At 38.5% G+C, this 15,399-nt stretch carries 13 protein-coding genes; all 13 read left to right on the forward strand.

Features of this window, described 5'->3' with window-relative positions:
* The first annotated feature begins 11 nt into the window (after positions 1-11).
* The 13 genes from ACIQ38_RS03020 (at position 12) to ACIQ38_RS03080 (ending at position 15,386) form a co-directional block, all read left to right on the forward strand.
* Entirely contained in the window at positions 12-1,193 is a 1,182-nt protein-coding gene (locus ACIQ38_RS03020) for an acetyl-CoA C-acetyltransferase (RefSeq protein ID WP_402817764.1), read from the forward strand.
* 15 nt (positions 1,194-1,208) lie between these two features.
* Positions 1,209-1,418 (forward strand): hypothetical protein, encoded by a 210-nt coding sequence (locus ACIQ38_RS03025; RefSeq protein ID WP_402817767.1) that lies wholly within the window; start codon positions 1,209-1,211, stop codon positions 1,416-1,418.
* Complete coding sequence (locus tag ACIQ38_RS03030) at positions 1,415-1,777, forward strand: enoyl-CoA hydratase-related protein (RefSeq protein WP_402817770.1); 363 nt, start codon at positions 1,415-1,417, stop codon at positions 1,775-1,777. The genes ACIQ38_RS03025 and ACIQ38_RS03030 overlap by 4 nt, the downstream gene beginning before the upstream one ends.
* Before the next feature lie 129 nt (positions 1,778-1,906).
* On the forward strand, positions 1,907-2,749 hold the full coding sequence (locus ACIQ38_RS03035) for a 3-hydroxyacyl-CoA dehydrogenase NAD-binding domain-containing protein (RefSeq protein ID WP_402817773.1): 843 nt from the start codon (positions 1,907-1,909) through the stop codon (positions 2,747-2,749).
* Positions 2,750-3,433: 684 nt separating this feature from the next.
* Complete coding sequence (locus ACIQ38_RS03040) at positions 3,434-3,727, forward strand: WXG100 family type VII secretion target (protein ID WP_093265042.1); 294 nt, start codon at positions 3,434-3,436, stop codon at positions 3,725-3,727.
* Positions 3,728-3,807: 80 nt separating this feature from the next.
* Positions 3,808-4,047: an ESX secretion system protein YukD gene (yukD, locus tag ACIQ38_RS03045; protein WP_402817776.1), complete on the forward strand. Its 240-nt coding sequence runs from the start codon at positions 3,808-3,810 to the stop codon at positions 4,045-4,047.
* Positions 4,048-4,060: 13 nt separating this feature from the next.
* Positions 4,061-5,239 carry a type VII secretion protein EssB gene (gene essB, locus ACIQ38_RS03050; RefSeq protein ID WP_402817779.1) on the forward strand — a complete coding sequence of 393 codons (1,179 nt, stop codon included), beginning with the start codon at positions 4,061-4,063 and terminating at the stop codon, positions 5,237-5,239.
* A gap of 35 nt (positions 5,240-5,274) precedes the next feature.
* Positions 5,275-9,756, forward strand: coding sequence for a type VII secretion protein EssC (essC, locus tag ACIQ38_RS03055; RefSeq protein ID WP_402817782.1), 4,482 nt, complete (start codon positions 5,275-5,277; stop codon positions 9,754-9,756).
* Positions 9,753-12,596, forward strand: a complete 2,844-nt coding sequence (esaA, locus tag ACIQ38_RS03060; protein WP_402817784.1) for a type VII secretion protein EsaA — start codon at positions 9,753-9,755, stop codon at positions 12,594-12,596. The genes essC and esaA overlap by 4 nt, the downstream gene beginning before the upstream one ends.
* Positions 12,586-13,083: a type VII secretion EssA family protein gene (locus ACIQ38_RS03065; protein WP_402817787.1), complete on the forward strand. Its 498-nt coding sequence runs from the start codon at positions 12,586-12,588 to the stop codon at positions 13,081-13,083. Before esaA ends, ACIQ38_RS03065 begins: the two co-directional genes overlap by 11 nt.
* A gap of 66 nt (positions 13,084-13,149) precedes the next feature.
* Positions 13,150-13,503 carry a DUF5082 domain-containing protein gene (locus tag ACIQ38_RS03070; RefSeq protein WP_402817790.1) on the forward strand — a complete coding sequence of 118 codons (354 nt, stop codon included), beginning with the start codon at positions 13,150-13,152 and terminating at the stop codon, positions 13,501-13,503.
* 18 nt (positions 13,504-13,521) lie between these two features.
* Complete coding sequence (locus ACIQ38_RS03075; RefSeq protein ID WP_402817793.1) at positions 13,522-13,824, forward strand: YwqI/YxiC family protein; 303 nt, start codon at positions 13,522-13,524, stop codon at positions 13,822-13,824.
* Positions 13,821-15,386 carry a ribonuclease YeeF family protein gene (locus tag ACIQ38_RS03080; protein ID WP_402817796.1) on the forward strand — a complete coding sequence of 522 codons (1,566 nt, stop codon included), beginning with the start codon at positions 13,821-13,823 and terminating at the stop codon, positions 15,384-15,386. Before ACIQ38_RS03075 ends, ACIQ38_RS03080 begins: the two co-directional genes overlap by 4 nt.
* Positions 15,387-15,399: the final 13 nt, after the last annotated feature.

Here is a 15,399-nt window from a genome sequence, read left to right on the forward strand (position 1 = left end):
GGGGAAATGAAATGAGTTCAGTTTATATTGTAGATGGTGCTAGGACAGCTTTTACTAGTTTTGGAGGTTCTTTTGCACATGTGAAAGCAGATGATTTAGGAGCTGTCACGGCGATTGAGGCATTGAAGCGCTCGAAAGTGGATGCCAGCCAAGTTGATCATGTTATTTATGGAAACGTCATTCACTCAAGTACAAATGCCTCGTTTTTATCACGGCATATTGGCTTGAAAGCGGGTGTGCCAGTAGAGGTGCCAGCGTATAATGTGAACCGTTTATGTGGCTCCGGGTCTCAGTCAGTTGTTTCCGCTGCGCAGTTAATTTTATTGAATGAAGCAGAAATCGTTTTAGCTGGTGGCGCAGAAAATATGTCGATGGCTCCTTATTCCAATTTCAATGCACGATTTAATGCTTCGAAAATGGGCTCAGTCGCTTATGAAGATATGGTGCTTTCCACTCTAACGGATGAATATGTCGGTAGTGGCATGGGAATGACGGCGGAAAAGCTAGCAGAGCAATATGAAATAACGCGCGAGGAGCAAGATGAATTTGCACTGCTGAGCCAAAAACGAGCAGGAGCAGCACGTGATAATGGTGTGTTTGCAAAAGAAATTGTTGAAGTAGAAGTTCCCACTCGAAAAGGAACGGTATTGGTTTCGGAAGATGAACATATAAAAGCAGATGTTACAGCAGAAAAATTAGCGACTTTAAAACCTTCGTTTAAAAAAGGTGGTACGGTGACCCCTGGTAACGCAAGCGGAATAAATGATGGGGCAGCTTCAGTCATTGTAGCAAGTGAAAAAGCTGTAAATGAAAATGAACTTGCGCCAATTGCTAAAATCGTTTCATGGGGTGTTGCTGGGGTAGACCCTTCGATTATGGGAATTGGTCCAGTACCGGCAATCAAGCAAGCGTTGGAAAAAGCGGATCTTCGATTAGAGGATATGGATTTGATCGAAGTGAATGAAGCTTTTGCATCTCAATATCTCTCCGTTGAAAAAGAATTGGGACTGAATCGCGACAAGACAAATGTTAATGGAGGCGCAATTGCTCTAGGTCATCCTGTCGGAGCAAGCGGAACGCGGATTCTTCTTTCATTAGCATACGAATTGAAAAATCGAGGGTTGAGATACGGCGTAGCGAGTTTATGTATCGGTGGTGGGCAAGGGATTGCCGTTGTGATTGAGCGAGTGTAAGGGAGCAAACCAATCATGTTCACTAAATTAAAACTACCCGTTATTGTAGCGCCAATGTTTTTAGTATCAAGTACAGAATCAGTTATAGCATCATGTCGAAATGGTGTTGTTGGTTCTATTTCGTTACTCAATGCACGGACGGCTGAGAAGTGTGAAGAGATGCTAGCGGAATTGAAAGCTGTGCTACCAACTGAACCGTGGGCAGTGGTATTGGCATCACTATGACTTTGCCGATGGATATTCGAATTGTGAAGAAAGACGCGAAAATTGGTTTTGTTTTTGGAAGAAGGGGAATAGGACCTGAAGCGGGTAGCGGCTGGTTTTTACCGAAACTAGTCGGAGTATCTAAGGCATTGGAATGGGTGTTAACTGGTAGAATGCTTACAACAGCTGAGGCACTGAATGCCGGATTAGTGCAGTATGAGGTAGAGGATCCATATGCGAAAGCTGTCGAAATTTCCCGGGAAATAGCGGAGAATACGTCCGTAGTTTCTAATGCATTTTCTCGCCAACTATTGTGGGAAATGCTTGGTGCAAAAGGACCTTTAGAGTCTCATCTTATTGAATCGAAGTTTCTGCATTAGGCTGGAGGGCAAGCTGATGCAAAAGAAGGGATTAATTCGTTCATGGAAAAGAGGCCAGCAAAGTTTGAAATGACTGCTCAGCAGTTGCCAAATTTTTTTAGAAAGTGAAAGTCAAAAGGAGGCGAGAAGATGGAGATTGGAGTTTTAGGTTCCGGTACGATGGGGAACGGAATTGCGCAAGTGATGGCAGATGCAGGTCATAAAGTAATATTATGCGATGTAAATACGGAAGCGTTAGTTCGAGCAGAGCAAACAATGCATACAAATTTAGAAAGAGTATTCAAGAAGCAAGGTAAGGATTTAAGTGAGATAGACAGGGTGTTTGAGCGGATTGAATTCACAACGGAGCTTCCGCTATTAAAAAATTCGGATGTTGTCATCGAAGCTATTATTGAAAATATGGAAATAAAGAAAAAAGTGTTTGCAGAGTTAGGTGCATTGTTAAGTGAAAAAACAATTATTGCCTCTAATACATCTGGACTAAGTATAACTGAACTAGCTGCTGCAGCCAGACGACCAGAAAAAGTAATCGGCATGCATTTCTTTAATCCGGTTCCTGTTATGAAGCTTGTCGAAATTGCGCGAGGTGCGGACACTTCGGATGAAACGTATGATATTGTCACTAGTTTAGTAGAATCGATTGGAAAAGAAAGTATATCCATTGTCGATGCACCGCTATTTGTGGTGAATCGAATCTTGGTTCCATTAATCAATGAATCGATTTTTGTTCTTAGTGAAGGGATTGCTTCTGCAGAGGATATTGATAAAGGGATGATGCTCGGTGCAAATCATCCGATTGGACCACTGGCACTAGCAGATCTAATAGGACTAGATACGATGCTGTTCGTTGCAGAAACATTATTAGAAGAAACGGGAGACTCGAAATATAGAGTTCCTCCATTATTACGCAAAAAAGTTCGCGCTGGACATTTAGGAAGAAAAAGTGGACGAGGGTTTTACGAGTATGGATAAATGAAAAGCAAGGAGAAAGGATTTCCCTTTACTCCTTGCTTTTTTTTTATGTTTTTAGAAATTAAAAGAGTATTACAGAATTATTACAGGTGCCTGGCACCCGTAATAATTCTGTAATACTTTCCTAGTAATTAAAATCATAGGTTTGAGTATTTTTATGTCGAGATATTTTTTGACTATTCTGATATAAAATGATTAAAAAGTACTAGTTTTATTTGGTGATTATGAATTTTTGCTTTTTTGTTGCATATTTCAAAAATCGAAATGAAAAAAGTGCCAAATAGTTTTCATTATTAAAATGATGTGACAAAAGTCCTTGAGTTCATGGAACTAAGTAATTTTTTATGTAAATATTGTCACTTTGACGTTCGTCACGAGTAGTGTTATTTATTATATTAAGGAAAAGTTAGGAATTTATTTTTGCATATATATCCAATTATTCTGACCCCAATTAAAACTTTTTAAATTATTTGTTTTTAATGAATATTTTAGGTTTATTACTCTATTAAGTTGGGAATAGAATCCTTGGATTATAGAAGCAATATTTCCTACTTTACTACAAACGAAGGAAGTATCTGTCTTGGTTAGTTGCTAGTGTTCAAGCAATACGCACATCTTTAATTGCTTTCCAAGACAGTTATTTTATAAATGACACAAAATTTCAAAATAAGGGAGATGTATGGAATGTCAGGAATTATTCGCGTAACACCAGCAGAACTGGATGCAATGGCTTCTCGCTACAACCATGAGTCAGGAGAGGTTGGTTCACAAATCGGTCGTTTAGATGGCATGATTGGTGAATTGCAATCGATGTGGGAAGGGTCTTCAAGTGCAGCTTTTGCTGAGCAATATGAAAGACTTAAACCACATTTTAATGAAATGCGTGAACTTTTAAGTGAAGTAGGAATTCAATTAAGCCGTGCTGGTCAAGCGTTGCAAGATGCAGACCAACAGATTGCAAGTCAAATCCGCGGGTAAGACTTCTGGTTCGGAAGCAAGAAATAGTAGAGCGTCGTTCCACAAAGGAAGGCGCTTTTTCCAACATTTGAGGTGAAAAGATGTATATAGAAATAACAGTAGATTTGTCTAATTACGAAGGCGATGTGCTGGATTTGAGGTTGTCCGATTATTATACGATGAAAAAAATGATTGATATAGCGTGGCAAGCAAATGCGATTTCTAAAACTCCACGGGAAGGTCATTGGGTGCGTGTAGTAAATAAAGATAAATTATTTCCCGGTCATTTAACGCTGGAGCATTGTGGAGTTACTACAGGTGATCGGATCGAAATTATTTAAAGGAGTATAGAAGATGGCCACTAATTCACATACATATTTAAAAAATCGGATAGGTGCAGAAATAAACGAAGAAGAAAATAAAACGACGTTTATCTTTCAAAAGGAAAGAGTCGGTTTTAAAAGAACGGAAGAAATAATCTTTTTACAAGAAGTAAGTCCTAAAATAGCGAAGGACATTGTCATAACGGATGATGAATTAATCATTCAGGCAGTATTTCCACTTTCCTTTAAACGATTTAGTGAGATGCATTTGGAAGAAGAAAAATCGAGATTGATGTTTGCACATCAACTTGTGGAAAAGGTGTATGCTCATCCTTATCCCCGCTTAAATCTAATCGTTTGCCCAGAAAATATTGTATATAGCAAAGGGATGGAACCTTTATTTTTATATTATGGTGTAATGGGAAGCTTACCGCCCTTTGAGACAAATGAGGAGCAAGTTTGGTTAGAGACAAAAGCGGTTGTAGCGGCTAGCATTGACTCCTCGTTTATTTTTGAAGAGTATTTGAAATACTCGGAGATTCTTGAGCTAAAAGAAACTGGAAAAAAAATAATGTCGATGACAGATAGTGAGTCTTTATTAGATTTTATCGGTCAACAACTAGAACAGTTGGAAATAAAAGAACAAGCGAATGTGAAGCTCCCAAAAAAGAAGTGGACTATAACGAAATGGCTTTCTATTGGACTTGGAGTGCTTATTATTCCTGCAATCATATTTACTATTATTTATTTCGTACACGAAAAGCCAAAAAACGAAGCGTATACCCTTAGCCATGAATTCTTTTTAGGGAAAAATTATAGCGAAGTCGTCACACGTTTAAGTCCATATAGTGTGAAATCGATGCCATACGTTGTGCTTTATGAACTTGCCTATGCTTCCGTTACGAACGAGCGATTAGATGAGGAACAGAAAAAAAATGTACTGTCTAACATTACATTGCAAACAGATGCGGATTATTTGATGTATTGGATTTATATTAATCGAGGAGAAGCAGAAAATGCAGTGGATTTGGCTAGATCGATGGAAGACGGCGAGTTAATCACGTATGGATTATTGAAAAGACGAGAAGAAGTGAAAGCGGATCGAAAATTAACTGGTGAAGAAATGCAAACACTTTTAGATGAGATAGATAACGAAGTAGAAGAATATGAAAAGCTAATGGAGCAAGAAGAGGAAGAAGCTAAGAAATAAACAAAAAAAGATTAGGCAGAAAGAAGGTGTACGCATTGCTACAATTTTGGCTATTTTATGGGGAGTATTATCAGCGCATTTGTTTAGAGGAAGATAATTTTGAATCACTTACAATCGGTCCTAAAGTAGAGGATGATGTGACAATCCAATCATATCCTTTTATAAATGGGCATATAACCGTCCAAAAAGAAGACAATCATCTTATTGTACACAATGGAAATGAATATGTAGGTAAATTATCGAACGAAGAAAAAGTAGTGATAGAACAACAAGATAAGCTTTTGTATTTATATGCTTCTTCGTCACCTCTTATCGAAAAGACTTACTTTATAGATTATGAACAGGAAATATCATTCTCTACGCAACTAGACGACGCCACATTTAAAAGAAAGAATATGCAATTTCCACAGGTGGAGTCCGGTCATTTTTCTCTAAATAAAATAACTACCGGCTGGATTATTAAAAAAGAATTCGGATGTCCTTTATACATCAATGGAAAACGATGTGAAACAAATAGAATTCTTCAGATCGGTGATATTATCCAGTGGGCATTTATGGAAATAAAATTGATCGAGCAAGATCGACTGGAAGTAGTAACGTCCAGTCCATATGAAACGCCCCTTTCTGAAATTGAAGTACCTAAATCAGAAACTTTCCATATGTACCCTGATTATAGAAGAACACCTCGAATGATTTATGATTTGCCTGAAGACAAAGTATCGATATCATTCCCTACACAAGAAAGTGATGATAACGGACGAGGATTATTGTTAATCATCGCACTTCCTCTTGTTATGCTCATTGTTCTTGGGCTAGTAGCCTACTTCATGCCAAGGGGAAATTTCATTATTATTTCCATGGCCATGTTTTTAGCTGTGTTAACAATGTCAACTGTTCAATTTTTCAAAGATCGTAAAAAGCGGAAGTTGAATGCAGAGAAAAGACTTCGTGTTTATACTGCTTATTTGGAAAATATTCGTCAGGAACTATATGAACTCTCGGAAAAACAAAAGAGTGTATTAGCTTACCATTTCCCTCCTTTTGAAGAAATGAAACAAATGACGAAAGCACTTTCCGGAAGGATTTGGGAACGCACATTAGATAGTCATGACTTTTTACATTTTCGACTTGGTATAGGTACAATTCCCGCTAGTTATGAAGTTAAACTTTCATCTGGTGATTTAGCGAATCGAGAAATAGATGATTTGCTACAACAGGCACAGCGAATGGAAGCCGTCTATAAAGAAATTCCGGCAGCCCAGATTACAACAAATCTTTCGGAAGGCATTTTAGGGCTTATCGGAAAAGAGTCTATTATTAAACGAGAATTACACCAGTTGATTGGACAGCTAGCTTTTTCACATAGTTATCATGACACGAGATTCATCTACATTTTTGATCATGAGGAATATAAGGAAATCGAATGGATGAAGTGGTTACCACATTTCAAGCTTCCGCATATGCATGCAAGGGGGTTAATACATAACGAAGAAACGCGAGATCAGTTACTTTCTTCTTTGTATGAGCTCATACGAGAGCGCGATGTGGATGAAATGAAAGGAAAAGTGAAGTTCGCACCTCACCTCATTTTCATCATTTCGGATTATTCCTTACTAGCCGAGCATGTTATTTTGGAATATCTAGAAAGCAAAAATACGAAGGAACTTGGCATTTCAGTTATTTTTGCAGAATCAGCGCAAGAACGTATGCCAGAAAATGTCCATACACTTGTCCGCTATGTAAACGAACAAGAAGGAGACATTTTAATCGATGCTGGTAAAGCGGTAGATATTCCATTTCGGTTAGATGCGTATGATCAAACGACAAATGAACGTTTTGCCCGCATGTTAAGAACGTTGAATCATCAAATCGGTATCAAAAATTCCATTCCAGATTCGGTTAGTTTTCTAGAAATGTTCGGTGTGAGAGATGTAGAGGATGTTCCAATCAGTCGAAATTGGACAGTGAATGAATCAGCCAAATCATTAGCGGTACCAATTGGTTTCAAAGGAAAAGATGAACTGGTTCAGTTGAATTTACATGAAAAAGCACATGGTCCTCACGGTTTACTTGCTGGTACTACCGGCTCTGGTAAAAGTGAATTTTTACAAACTTATATTTTATCGCTTGCGGTGCATTTTCATCCACATGAGGTTGCTTTTCTACTCATTGACTATAAAGGAGGGGGGATGGCACAGCCATTCAAAAATATCCCACACCTTTTAGGAACGATTACGAATATCGAAGGAAGTAAAAACTTTAGTATGCGTGCACTTGCTTCTATTAATAGTGAATTGAAAAGAAGGCAGCGGTTATTTGATCAACATGTGGTGACACATATAGACGACTATACCATGCTCTATAAAGATGGCAGGGCAGTAGAGCCGTTACCGCATTTATTTCTTATTTCAGATGAGTTCGCTGAGTTAAAAAGTGAGGAACCGGAATTTATCCGAGAACTGGTCAGTACGGCGCGTATTGGACGAAGCCTTGGGGTTCACCTAATTTTAGCGACGCAAAAACCAGGAGGCATTATCGATGATCAAATTTGGAGTAATGCTCGATTCCGTGTCGCGCTAAAAGTACAGGATGCATCAGACAGTAAGGAAATTTTAAAAAATAGTGATGCTGCCTCGATTACGGTAACTGGTCGGGGATACTTACAAGTCGGAAACAACGAAGTGTATGAGTTATTCCAATCGGCATGGAGTGGCGCGGCTTATATGGAAGAAGTGTTAGAAGGTGAAGATGATGTCGCAATTGTTACCGATCTCGGTCTTTATCCACTTTCTGGAATAGCAACAAATGTGAAAAAGAACGCAACTGGTTTGACGGAAATAGAAGCCGTCACCGCTAAAATTGCGGAAACGACTAAGTCACTAAACATTCGAAAATTAGCAAGCCCTTGGTTGCCGCCATTGGCACTTCGAATAGAAAAACAAATAGAGATTGTACCACTTACAAAAGGGATTCCAATGGGCATGATGGATGAACCCGAAAAACAAAGTCAAACGCAAGTGAATTACGACTGGGCCAAAGATGGAAATTTAGGAGTTTTTGGTTCTTCGGGGTATGGGAAATCGTATACATTGCTTACTGTTCTACTTGGAATAGCAGAGCAGCTAACACCGAGTGAAGCAAACTATTATATTTTAGATTATGGCAATGGATCATTGCTCCCATTAAAGCAACTTCCACAAACAGCTGACTATTTCACGATAGATGAAGAACTAAAACGAGAGAAACTGATCAAACGAATAAAAGAAGAAATTGCAAAACGAAAGCTCGATTTCCAACAAAAAGAAGTGAGCAATATTCATATGTTTAACAAACTATCTGACCAAAAATTACCACTCATTTATATTGTAGTAGATAACTATGATATTGTTCGTGAAGAAATGGAAGAATTGGAAACTCAATTGATTCAATTCGGAAGGGATGGTCAATCACTTGGTATTCATTTGTTCATAGCAGCAACAAGGGTCCAATCTGTTAGACAATCGCTTATGAATAATCTGAAAACAAAAGTTGTGCATTATTTGTTGGATGCCACAGAATCTTTTTCGGTTATTGGGCGTGTTCCTTTCAATTTGGAACCATTCCCAGGAAGGGCGATTTTGAAAAAAGAAGAAGCTTTTTTTACACAAGTATTCCTACCAGCAAACGGAACAGATGATTTTGCCGTATTAGATTCTATTAAAAAGAATGTACTAACATTAAAAGAGAAATATATGGATATTGAAATTCCAAGTCCGATTGCAATGTTGCCACTTGAGTTGACTTCTGCCAACTTTACCTATTATCTGGATCAGACGACTGAAAATGGAGTTATTCCAATTGGATTGGATGAAGAAACGGTACGCCCTATAATTATTGACTTTAAGAAAAATCGTCATTGCCTGCTTGTTGGGCAAGTACAACGTGGTAAAACAAATACGCTAAAATGGATGCTTTCAACTCTTTTAGGACAAAAAAAAGGATTTATTGCTATTTTCGACTCCTTCGACCGGGGGCTATCCGAGTTTTCGGATTATTCGAGTGTCGAATATTTAGAAACGAAAGAACGTTTGATCGAATGGATTACTCGTGCAGAACAATATTATATAGAAGCAGAAAAAGTATATGTAGAAAAGTTGCAACAAGGAAATATTCCAGTAGAAATTGTACTTTCTTATTTTGTCATTGATGGATATACGCGATTTTTACAAGCCGCAGATAGCAGCATTCAAGATCGTCTCTCGAAACTTGTGAAAAACTATTCTCACTTAGGATTTAATGTCATTGTTTCCGGAAATAACGCAGAAATGACAAAAGGATATGACGCTTTTACGAATGAACTAAAACTTGTTCGACAAGCGCTTATTTACATGAGAAAGTCGGAACAAACCTTATACACAGTAGCTTATGAGCGAAAAGAAGCTGAGCTACCACTAGGATTTGCACACTATATTTTGAATGGGAATGCGACAAAAGTACAAATCCCTTTATGCAAGATGGAGAGGAAGATTATGCAATGAAAACGGATAAGCATATGAAATTATTAAAAATGAGCGCGGGAATATTAATCATATTGGCACTTCCCATTATCTTCTTCCAACTTATGGGTGTAAATATATTAGACTTGAACACTTCCAATAAGCGAGTGATTGCCATTGTCAATGAAGATTTAGGACTCACGAAGGAAGAGGAAAACATCGAGATGGGGGTAGAGGTTGTCTCTATTTTAGCGGAGGGCTCGCCCTATGAATGGAAAGTGATGGGGAGAGGGGCAGCGGAAAACGGTTTAAAATCGAACCAATTTGAAGCGATAGTATATATTCCATCCAACTTTTCAGAGAACATTATGTCATACGATCAACGTAATCCAAAAAAAGCTGAATTTGCCTATCAAGTACAGCGACAAAAAACAGGTTTACGTAAAGAACGTGTATTGAATGAAATTCAAACAGCTACAAATCGTGTAAACGACAAAGTTTCCACGCTTTACTGGAGCTATATTGCCCAGGAAATGAATCATATAAAGAAAGAATTTGCCAACATATTGGGAAAAGAAACAGACTTTTTAAGTGCTATGTCGGCCTATTATAAACCTGAATCGGAAGACTTAGCTACAGAGATGAAAAGGCAGAAAGAACAAATGGAATCACTTCTTTCCACAATCGGATCTGCTAGCAATGCACATGACTCCCGGATTGAAAATGCCGAATCATTCGGGCAGCAAATGAGCGATTTTATTTCGTATGTACAGCAATATAAAGGCTTTCAAGATACGCAAAAACAAATTTTACAGCTCGTGCAAGATAGTAGTTTAGCGAAGATTCATTCTGCTGCAATGGCACAAGCTGAAAAATTCAACGAGTCTATTGAACAACTAGAAGAGAGCACAGAACAATTAAATGATGAAATATACAAAGTGAACGGCATAATTGATGCCAACAAAGAAAAGCTCAATGCCTTATCCGATTTACGTAAAAGTGAAGTAGATCGTCAATTATCTGATTTGCTTGTCGTCCAAGGAACAGCAATTGATCGATATAACAATACTATTTTGGATAATTTGGAAAAAGGGATTGCCACTAGTAAAGATGGTACAGCAGTATTAGGTGTGGAAAATATTGGTGCAGATCAACAACAGTTATCTATGATCAATGAAGAGATGCAACAAAAAGCTTCTATTAAAGAAACAACTGTACTGCCTGGATTAGAAGAAGAACGTGCAAAAGTGGCAGATATTTTATCTGCGCTGACCTCTTTAAAAGCAAAAGTTGCAGAGGCAGATCCGGAGTCAGGCTTTGCTAGCGAATTGGAACAACTAGAAGGAGAGTTAACTGCTGTAAACGCAAGTTTCTTTGAAAAAGAATCAGTTTGGCAAAATGCAAGGCAAGAAGGAACGAATGATTATACAAAAGCTTCCACAGACTTTGGCAGCCTTTTAGAAAATTATCAGTCTGTTTTCAGAGAATACGAATCCGTACAACAAATATTAAGCTCTTACCCAGTCGACACTGCAAGAATCGGAGTTGAAATTAAACAAAAAGAAGAATCTCTTTTAAAGCATGAACATTTATCCGAGGAGCAGCGTACAAGATTAGAAGAGTTATTTGCGAAAGGTGCTACTAGTACAGATACTAGCTCTTTATTGTCTTATTATGCAACACTAGAACAATTTGGGTTTACTTTAGATGAAGGCGGACAAAGTGCAAACAAAGATGCCATGTTAGAAGATGAAATTTTAACTGCTTTATTGAAAAACGTCGTCGACTTGAATGAGGAAGAGTTAGAAGGCTGGACCACTGTAACGGACAGTATTCCAGAGACCGAGCTTGGGATGACCGATTTAAGTACGACTTTTGCAGCAATTATGTCTGGTTATAAAGAGACAGTTGAGGAGCAACATGTTTCATTACTAACAGATTTACAAGCTATTGACCAACAAGCCAATATGCTTTTACAACAAATTCAAAACCCGGCCATGATGATTGGATCTAGTGAACCTGTTCCAACTACATCTGAAGGACAAATTGCTGCAGGACAACAAAATGTAAGCAATCAGCTTATTTCATTGAGTAGCATGATGCAGTCTTTATCGCAAAGACAAAGCAGTCTAGTCAATTATGCAAGTGATTTATACGGAAAAGCAGATAATATGAAAGATACTTCCAATGAATTTAGTAATAAATGGGAAACAAATGTGCAAGCCATGTCTGATTTTGATGGAGATATCCAAGGTTTTCTGGCTAATACATATGTAGATGGTCAAGAAAATGGCTATGCTTTTAATCATTTTGTGAACCCATTAGATGTCAAAGGAGAAGCGGAACTTTCGGATGAAGCGAAGAAAGTACCGCCTGTTATTCTATTTATTATTATGTTAATAAGTAGTCTATTAATCGGTTATTTCACCTATCAAATGAAAGACGGTCCAATCGGCTTGCGCTTAGGACTTACCGCAATATTATCATTACTTGTGGGGCTAATTATTAGTTTATACAGTATTAATATGTATATTTTAAATGACCAGCGTGCAGTAGAATGGACGATTTTCACGATTCTGTTATTGCTCGCAGGAGCCGCGATTATTCGTACTGCCCTTGAGTTCGGACAGTCAGCAGGGTGGATTGCAAGTGTAGCGCTTATGTGTTTGTATATTATCCCATTATTAATACTTGCTGTACCGGATATTCATATTCCAGATATGTTATCAACGGTTTATATGTCTATTAAATATGAACCGGAAACTAGTTTCTTATGGGGAGTTGTGATTACAGGGGTGATTTCGATCCTTATGTTAACCATTTCTTATTTTACGAATAAGAACGCCCCGGCTGTTCAAGTAGAGGAAGCGTATGAAAATTAAAACAGTGTTGTTCGTATTGATCATTTGGTTCTCGGCGGTACAATTTGTAAGCGCCGAGGAGCAGGTCAAGGATTTGGAACCGCTTATTTATGAAAAGTTAAAGTTTAAGAAAAACACCGATTACTTACATGATGGAAAAAAAACAGAGATGAAAAACACGATTCCCGAAAAGCAATTTAATATTTACTTTGATGGGAGAAAGCAGCTCCCTAATAGAGGGGACACATCCTTTCTATTTCAAACTGCTGAGCGAGGGGAGATTAGTACGGTAGCAGCAAAATCTTCCGAACTAAAGCTCTTTTCAAATGAAGGAATAGGGGATAAACAGTTTTCGGCTAGTCCGATAGATACCGGAAAATCAGCCGATAATCAAATTCGCACAATGATTTTACTAGCGATTATCGCTATCGGTATTGCAGTTTTATTTATCGTTTTTATACCGAAATTGGTGCATACACCTGACGGAAAATTGAATTCAGGTAAATAAGGCCATGTGGAGTGGCACTGCCTGAGTGACCCACATCCTGTTAGCCTAAGAGAGGAGCGAATAAAATTGTTAGGATATTATTATGCACTTTTGTACAAAAAACAAGAAGAACTACGACGAATGATTGAATGCCAAGGGAAAGTTACGGAAAAACAAGGTCAATTTAGTGAGAATGAACATAAATGTATGGAACCAGAACTAACGACAACGACATGGCATGGGACACTTGCAACTAGCTTCGATGACATTCGGGAATCCGGAATCCATGCTTCGTACTTAGAAATTCTCGGGAGCCAATTTTCAGCTGTTTTTAGTGCGATCTCAAGTAAAATCGCCTCACTAATGGCAGAAATTGAATCTATCCAACAAACAATTGCCAATTTATTGGCGGAAGAAGAACGGGCCAAGGCTTCGAATTAACAAAGGGGGAGAAAACTTATGTCAACTGAAGTGAAAATAGTGTATGCAGATGTAGAAACCCAATTAGCCGAAATTACAAATGCGACGGAAATGTTAAACCCAAAGGCGGAGCCCCCGATTACAGGGAATACGTTGGATGTTGTCACTAAATTGACGGAGCTTTCGACTAAACTGGAACAGTTATTGACGAAATACCAAGGGGTGGTCATTACTAATATACAAACAACAACCAGTTCTGTTGAATTTATGAAAGCGACGGATGAAGAAATTTCTAGTGTAATGCAATGTACAATCGACGGACCTCAGAGGGTGGCTCCATGAAAATACTAGATGTCAGCCCTTTTCACGATGGCTTACAGCGAAATATTAACATGCTTAATCGTGTAGAAGGGGAAATGAAAGCAATCGAAACTGCTATAGAAGGTCTTGCTTCTATGGAAGATTCCTTAAAAGGAACAGGCGGAAATGCCATTAGGGCATTTTACAATGATTGTCATTTGCCCTTTTTACAATTTTTTACGACTTGCAAAAGCAATTTTGAGACAACGCTCACTCAAATGGATGCTGCACTCGATGCTTTAGAGCCAGATCCAAATGGTTTTATTCGTCAAAGCTTTTTAGAAGGCGAAGTAGAAGAAGGATTAACGGAAATCTCTCAAGTAACGAGTAATTTGACAGAAGAAACAAACGGCATTATGGATCAAGTCGCCGATATCGTTGCACTTCCTCATTTAGATGATAGCGGAGTGCAAGACGGTGTTAGTAGTGCGAAAAAAAAGCGTGATAATACAGTCACAGATTTGAATGAGTTCGATTCGACTCAGACGAATGCATTGACACAAGTTGAATCCGATCTACTAACCCTGGAACTGTGGTTACTGGAGATTGAAGGGATGATGAATGACGGTTTGACCGATATTGACTTCCCGGCAGACCGGTGGGGAGAGTATACCGAAAATCATCCGCTTCGAACACAGCTAGATGCACGAATTGGAGATACGGAAAACGTGGATGCAGATGGGGAAGAAGAGAAGCCAGGGGATGTTTCGTCTGCAAATCCGACCGTGGAAAAGTTGACGAAAGCGGTCTTATGGGCTACAAGAGCAAATACAGGTCTTACTGGTGGTATTTCAAGCGTTGGTATGTATATAGCTGGGAAAGATGGAGGCCTAAGTACATCGAGAGTTTTTGATCCAAAAACAGGTAAATATGGATACCGCATCAATGCTACAGGTAAAGCAGTAAAAAGTCTAAGAGCCGATTTAGATGCTAAAGGGTTTAAAGAGTTAATGAAAAATGTTCCAAAAGGAAATAAAAAATGGTCGCCTAAACATTATGAAATTGCTGCAAATAATACGGTAATGTTAAAGTATGGTACAAAAAAGGTAGGACAAAGCGGTTGGTCTGGAACTGGGGACGAAGCTTTAAAAAAACATCCGGCCCTTGCCTATTGGAATGACCAGGCAACCAATATCCAAAAAGCAAAAACAATCGGAAGTGCTACGCTTAAAGGAACCGGAGAAACGTTTAAAGATCTTGTGGATGTAAAAGGTATGGTAACAAGTGGACCTTTAAAAGGTGTTGGAAAAGCACTGGGACCTATAGGTGCTGGGTTAAGTTATTATGGCAACTATACGACCGCAAAGGATGCTGGCCTAAGTGATGGGGAAGCTGCTGGACGTGCAACAGTGGATACGGCGATTGATGTGGCTGTTGGTGGAGCGGTTCAGGCTGGATTTACAGCACTTGGAACAGTACTAATACCAATTCCAGGAGTAGGTACAGCTTTGGGTGTGGGAGCAGGTATTGCTGCTAATATTTTCTTGAATACGAAGTTTGGAAAAAAATCGCCAATGGAACATATAAAAGGATGGTTCCATTAAACAAAAGGATGGT

Origin of the sequence: Psychrobacillus sp. NPDC096389, from assembly GCF_044762855.1 — a bacterium.
In the GTDB taxonomy this organism is placed as follows: Bacteria; Bacillota; Bacilli; order Bacillales_A; family Planococcaceae; genus Psychrobacillus.

Coding starts and splice junctions, on each gene's coding strand:
- ACIQ38_RS03020 (WP_402817764.1), top strand. CDS start 12: ATGAGTTCAGTTTATATTGTAGATGGTGCTAGGACAGCTTTTACTAGT.
- ACIQ38_RS03025 (WP_402817767.1), top strand. CDS start 1,209: ATGTTCACTAAATTAAAACTACCCGTTATTGTAGCGCCAATGTTTTTA.
- ACIQ38_RS03030 (WP_402817770.1), top strand. CDS start 1,415: ATGACTTTGCCGATGGATATTCGAATTGTGAAGAAAGACGCGAAAATT.
- ACIQ38_RS03035 (WP_402817773.1), top strand. CDS start 1,907: ATGGAGATTGGAGTTTTAGGTTCCGGTACGATGGGGAACGGAATTGCG.
- ACIQ38_RS03040 (WP_093265042.1), top strand. CDS start 3,434: ATGTCAGGAATTATTCGCGTAACACCAGCAGAACTGGATGCAATGGCT.
- yukD (WP_402817776.1), top strand. CDS start 3,808: ATGTATATAGAAATAACAGTAGATTTGTCTAATTACGAAGGCGATGTG.
- essB (WP_402817779.1), top strand. CDS start 4,061: ATGGCCACTAATTCACATACATATTTAAAAAATCGGATAGGTGCAGAA.
- esaA (WP_402817784.1), top strand. CDS start 9,753: ATGAAAACGGATAAGCATATGAAATTATTAAAAATGAGCGCGGGAATA.
- ACIQ38_RS03065 (WP_402817787.1), top strand. CDS start 12,586: ATGAAAATTAAAACAGTGTTGTTCGTATTGATCATTTGGTTCTCGGCG.
- ACIQ38_RS03075 (WP_402817793.1), top strand. CDS start 13,522: ATGTCAACTGAAGTGAAAATAGTGTATGCAGATGTAGAAACCCAATTA.
- ACIQ38_RS03080 (WP_402817796.1), top strand. CDS start 13,821: ATGAAAATACTAGATGTCAGCCCTTTTCACGATGGCTTACAGCGAAAT.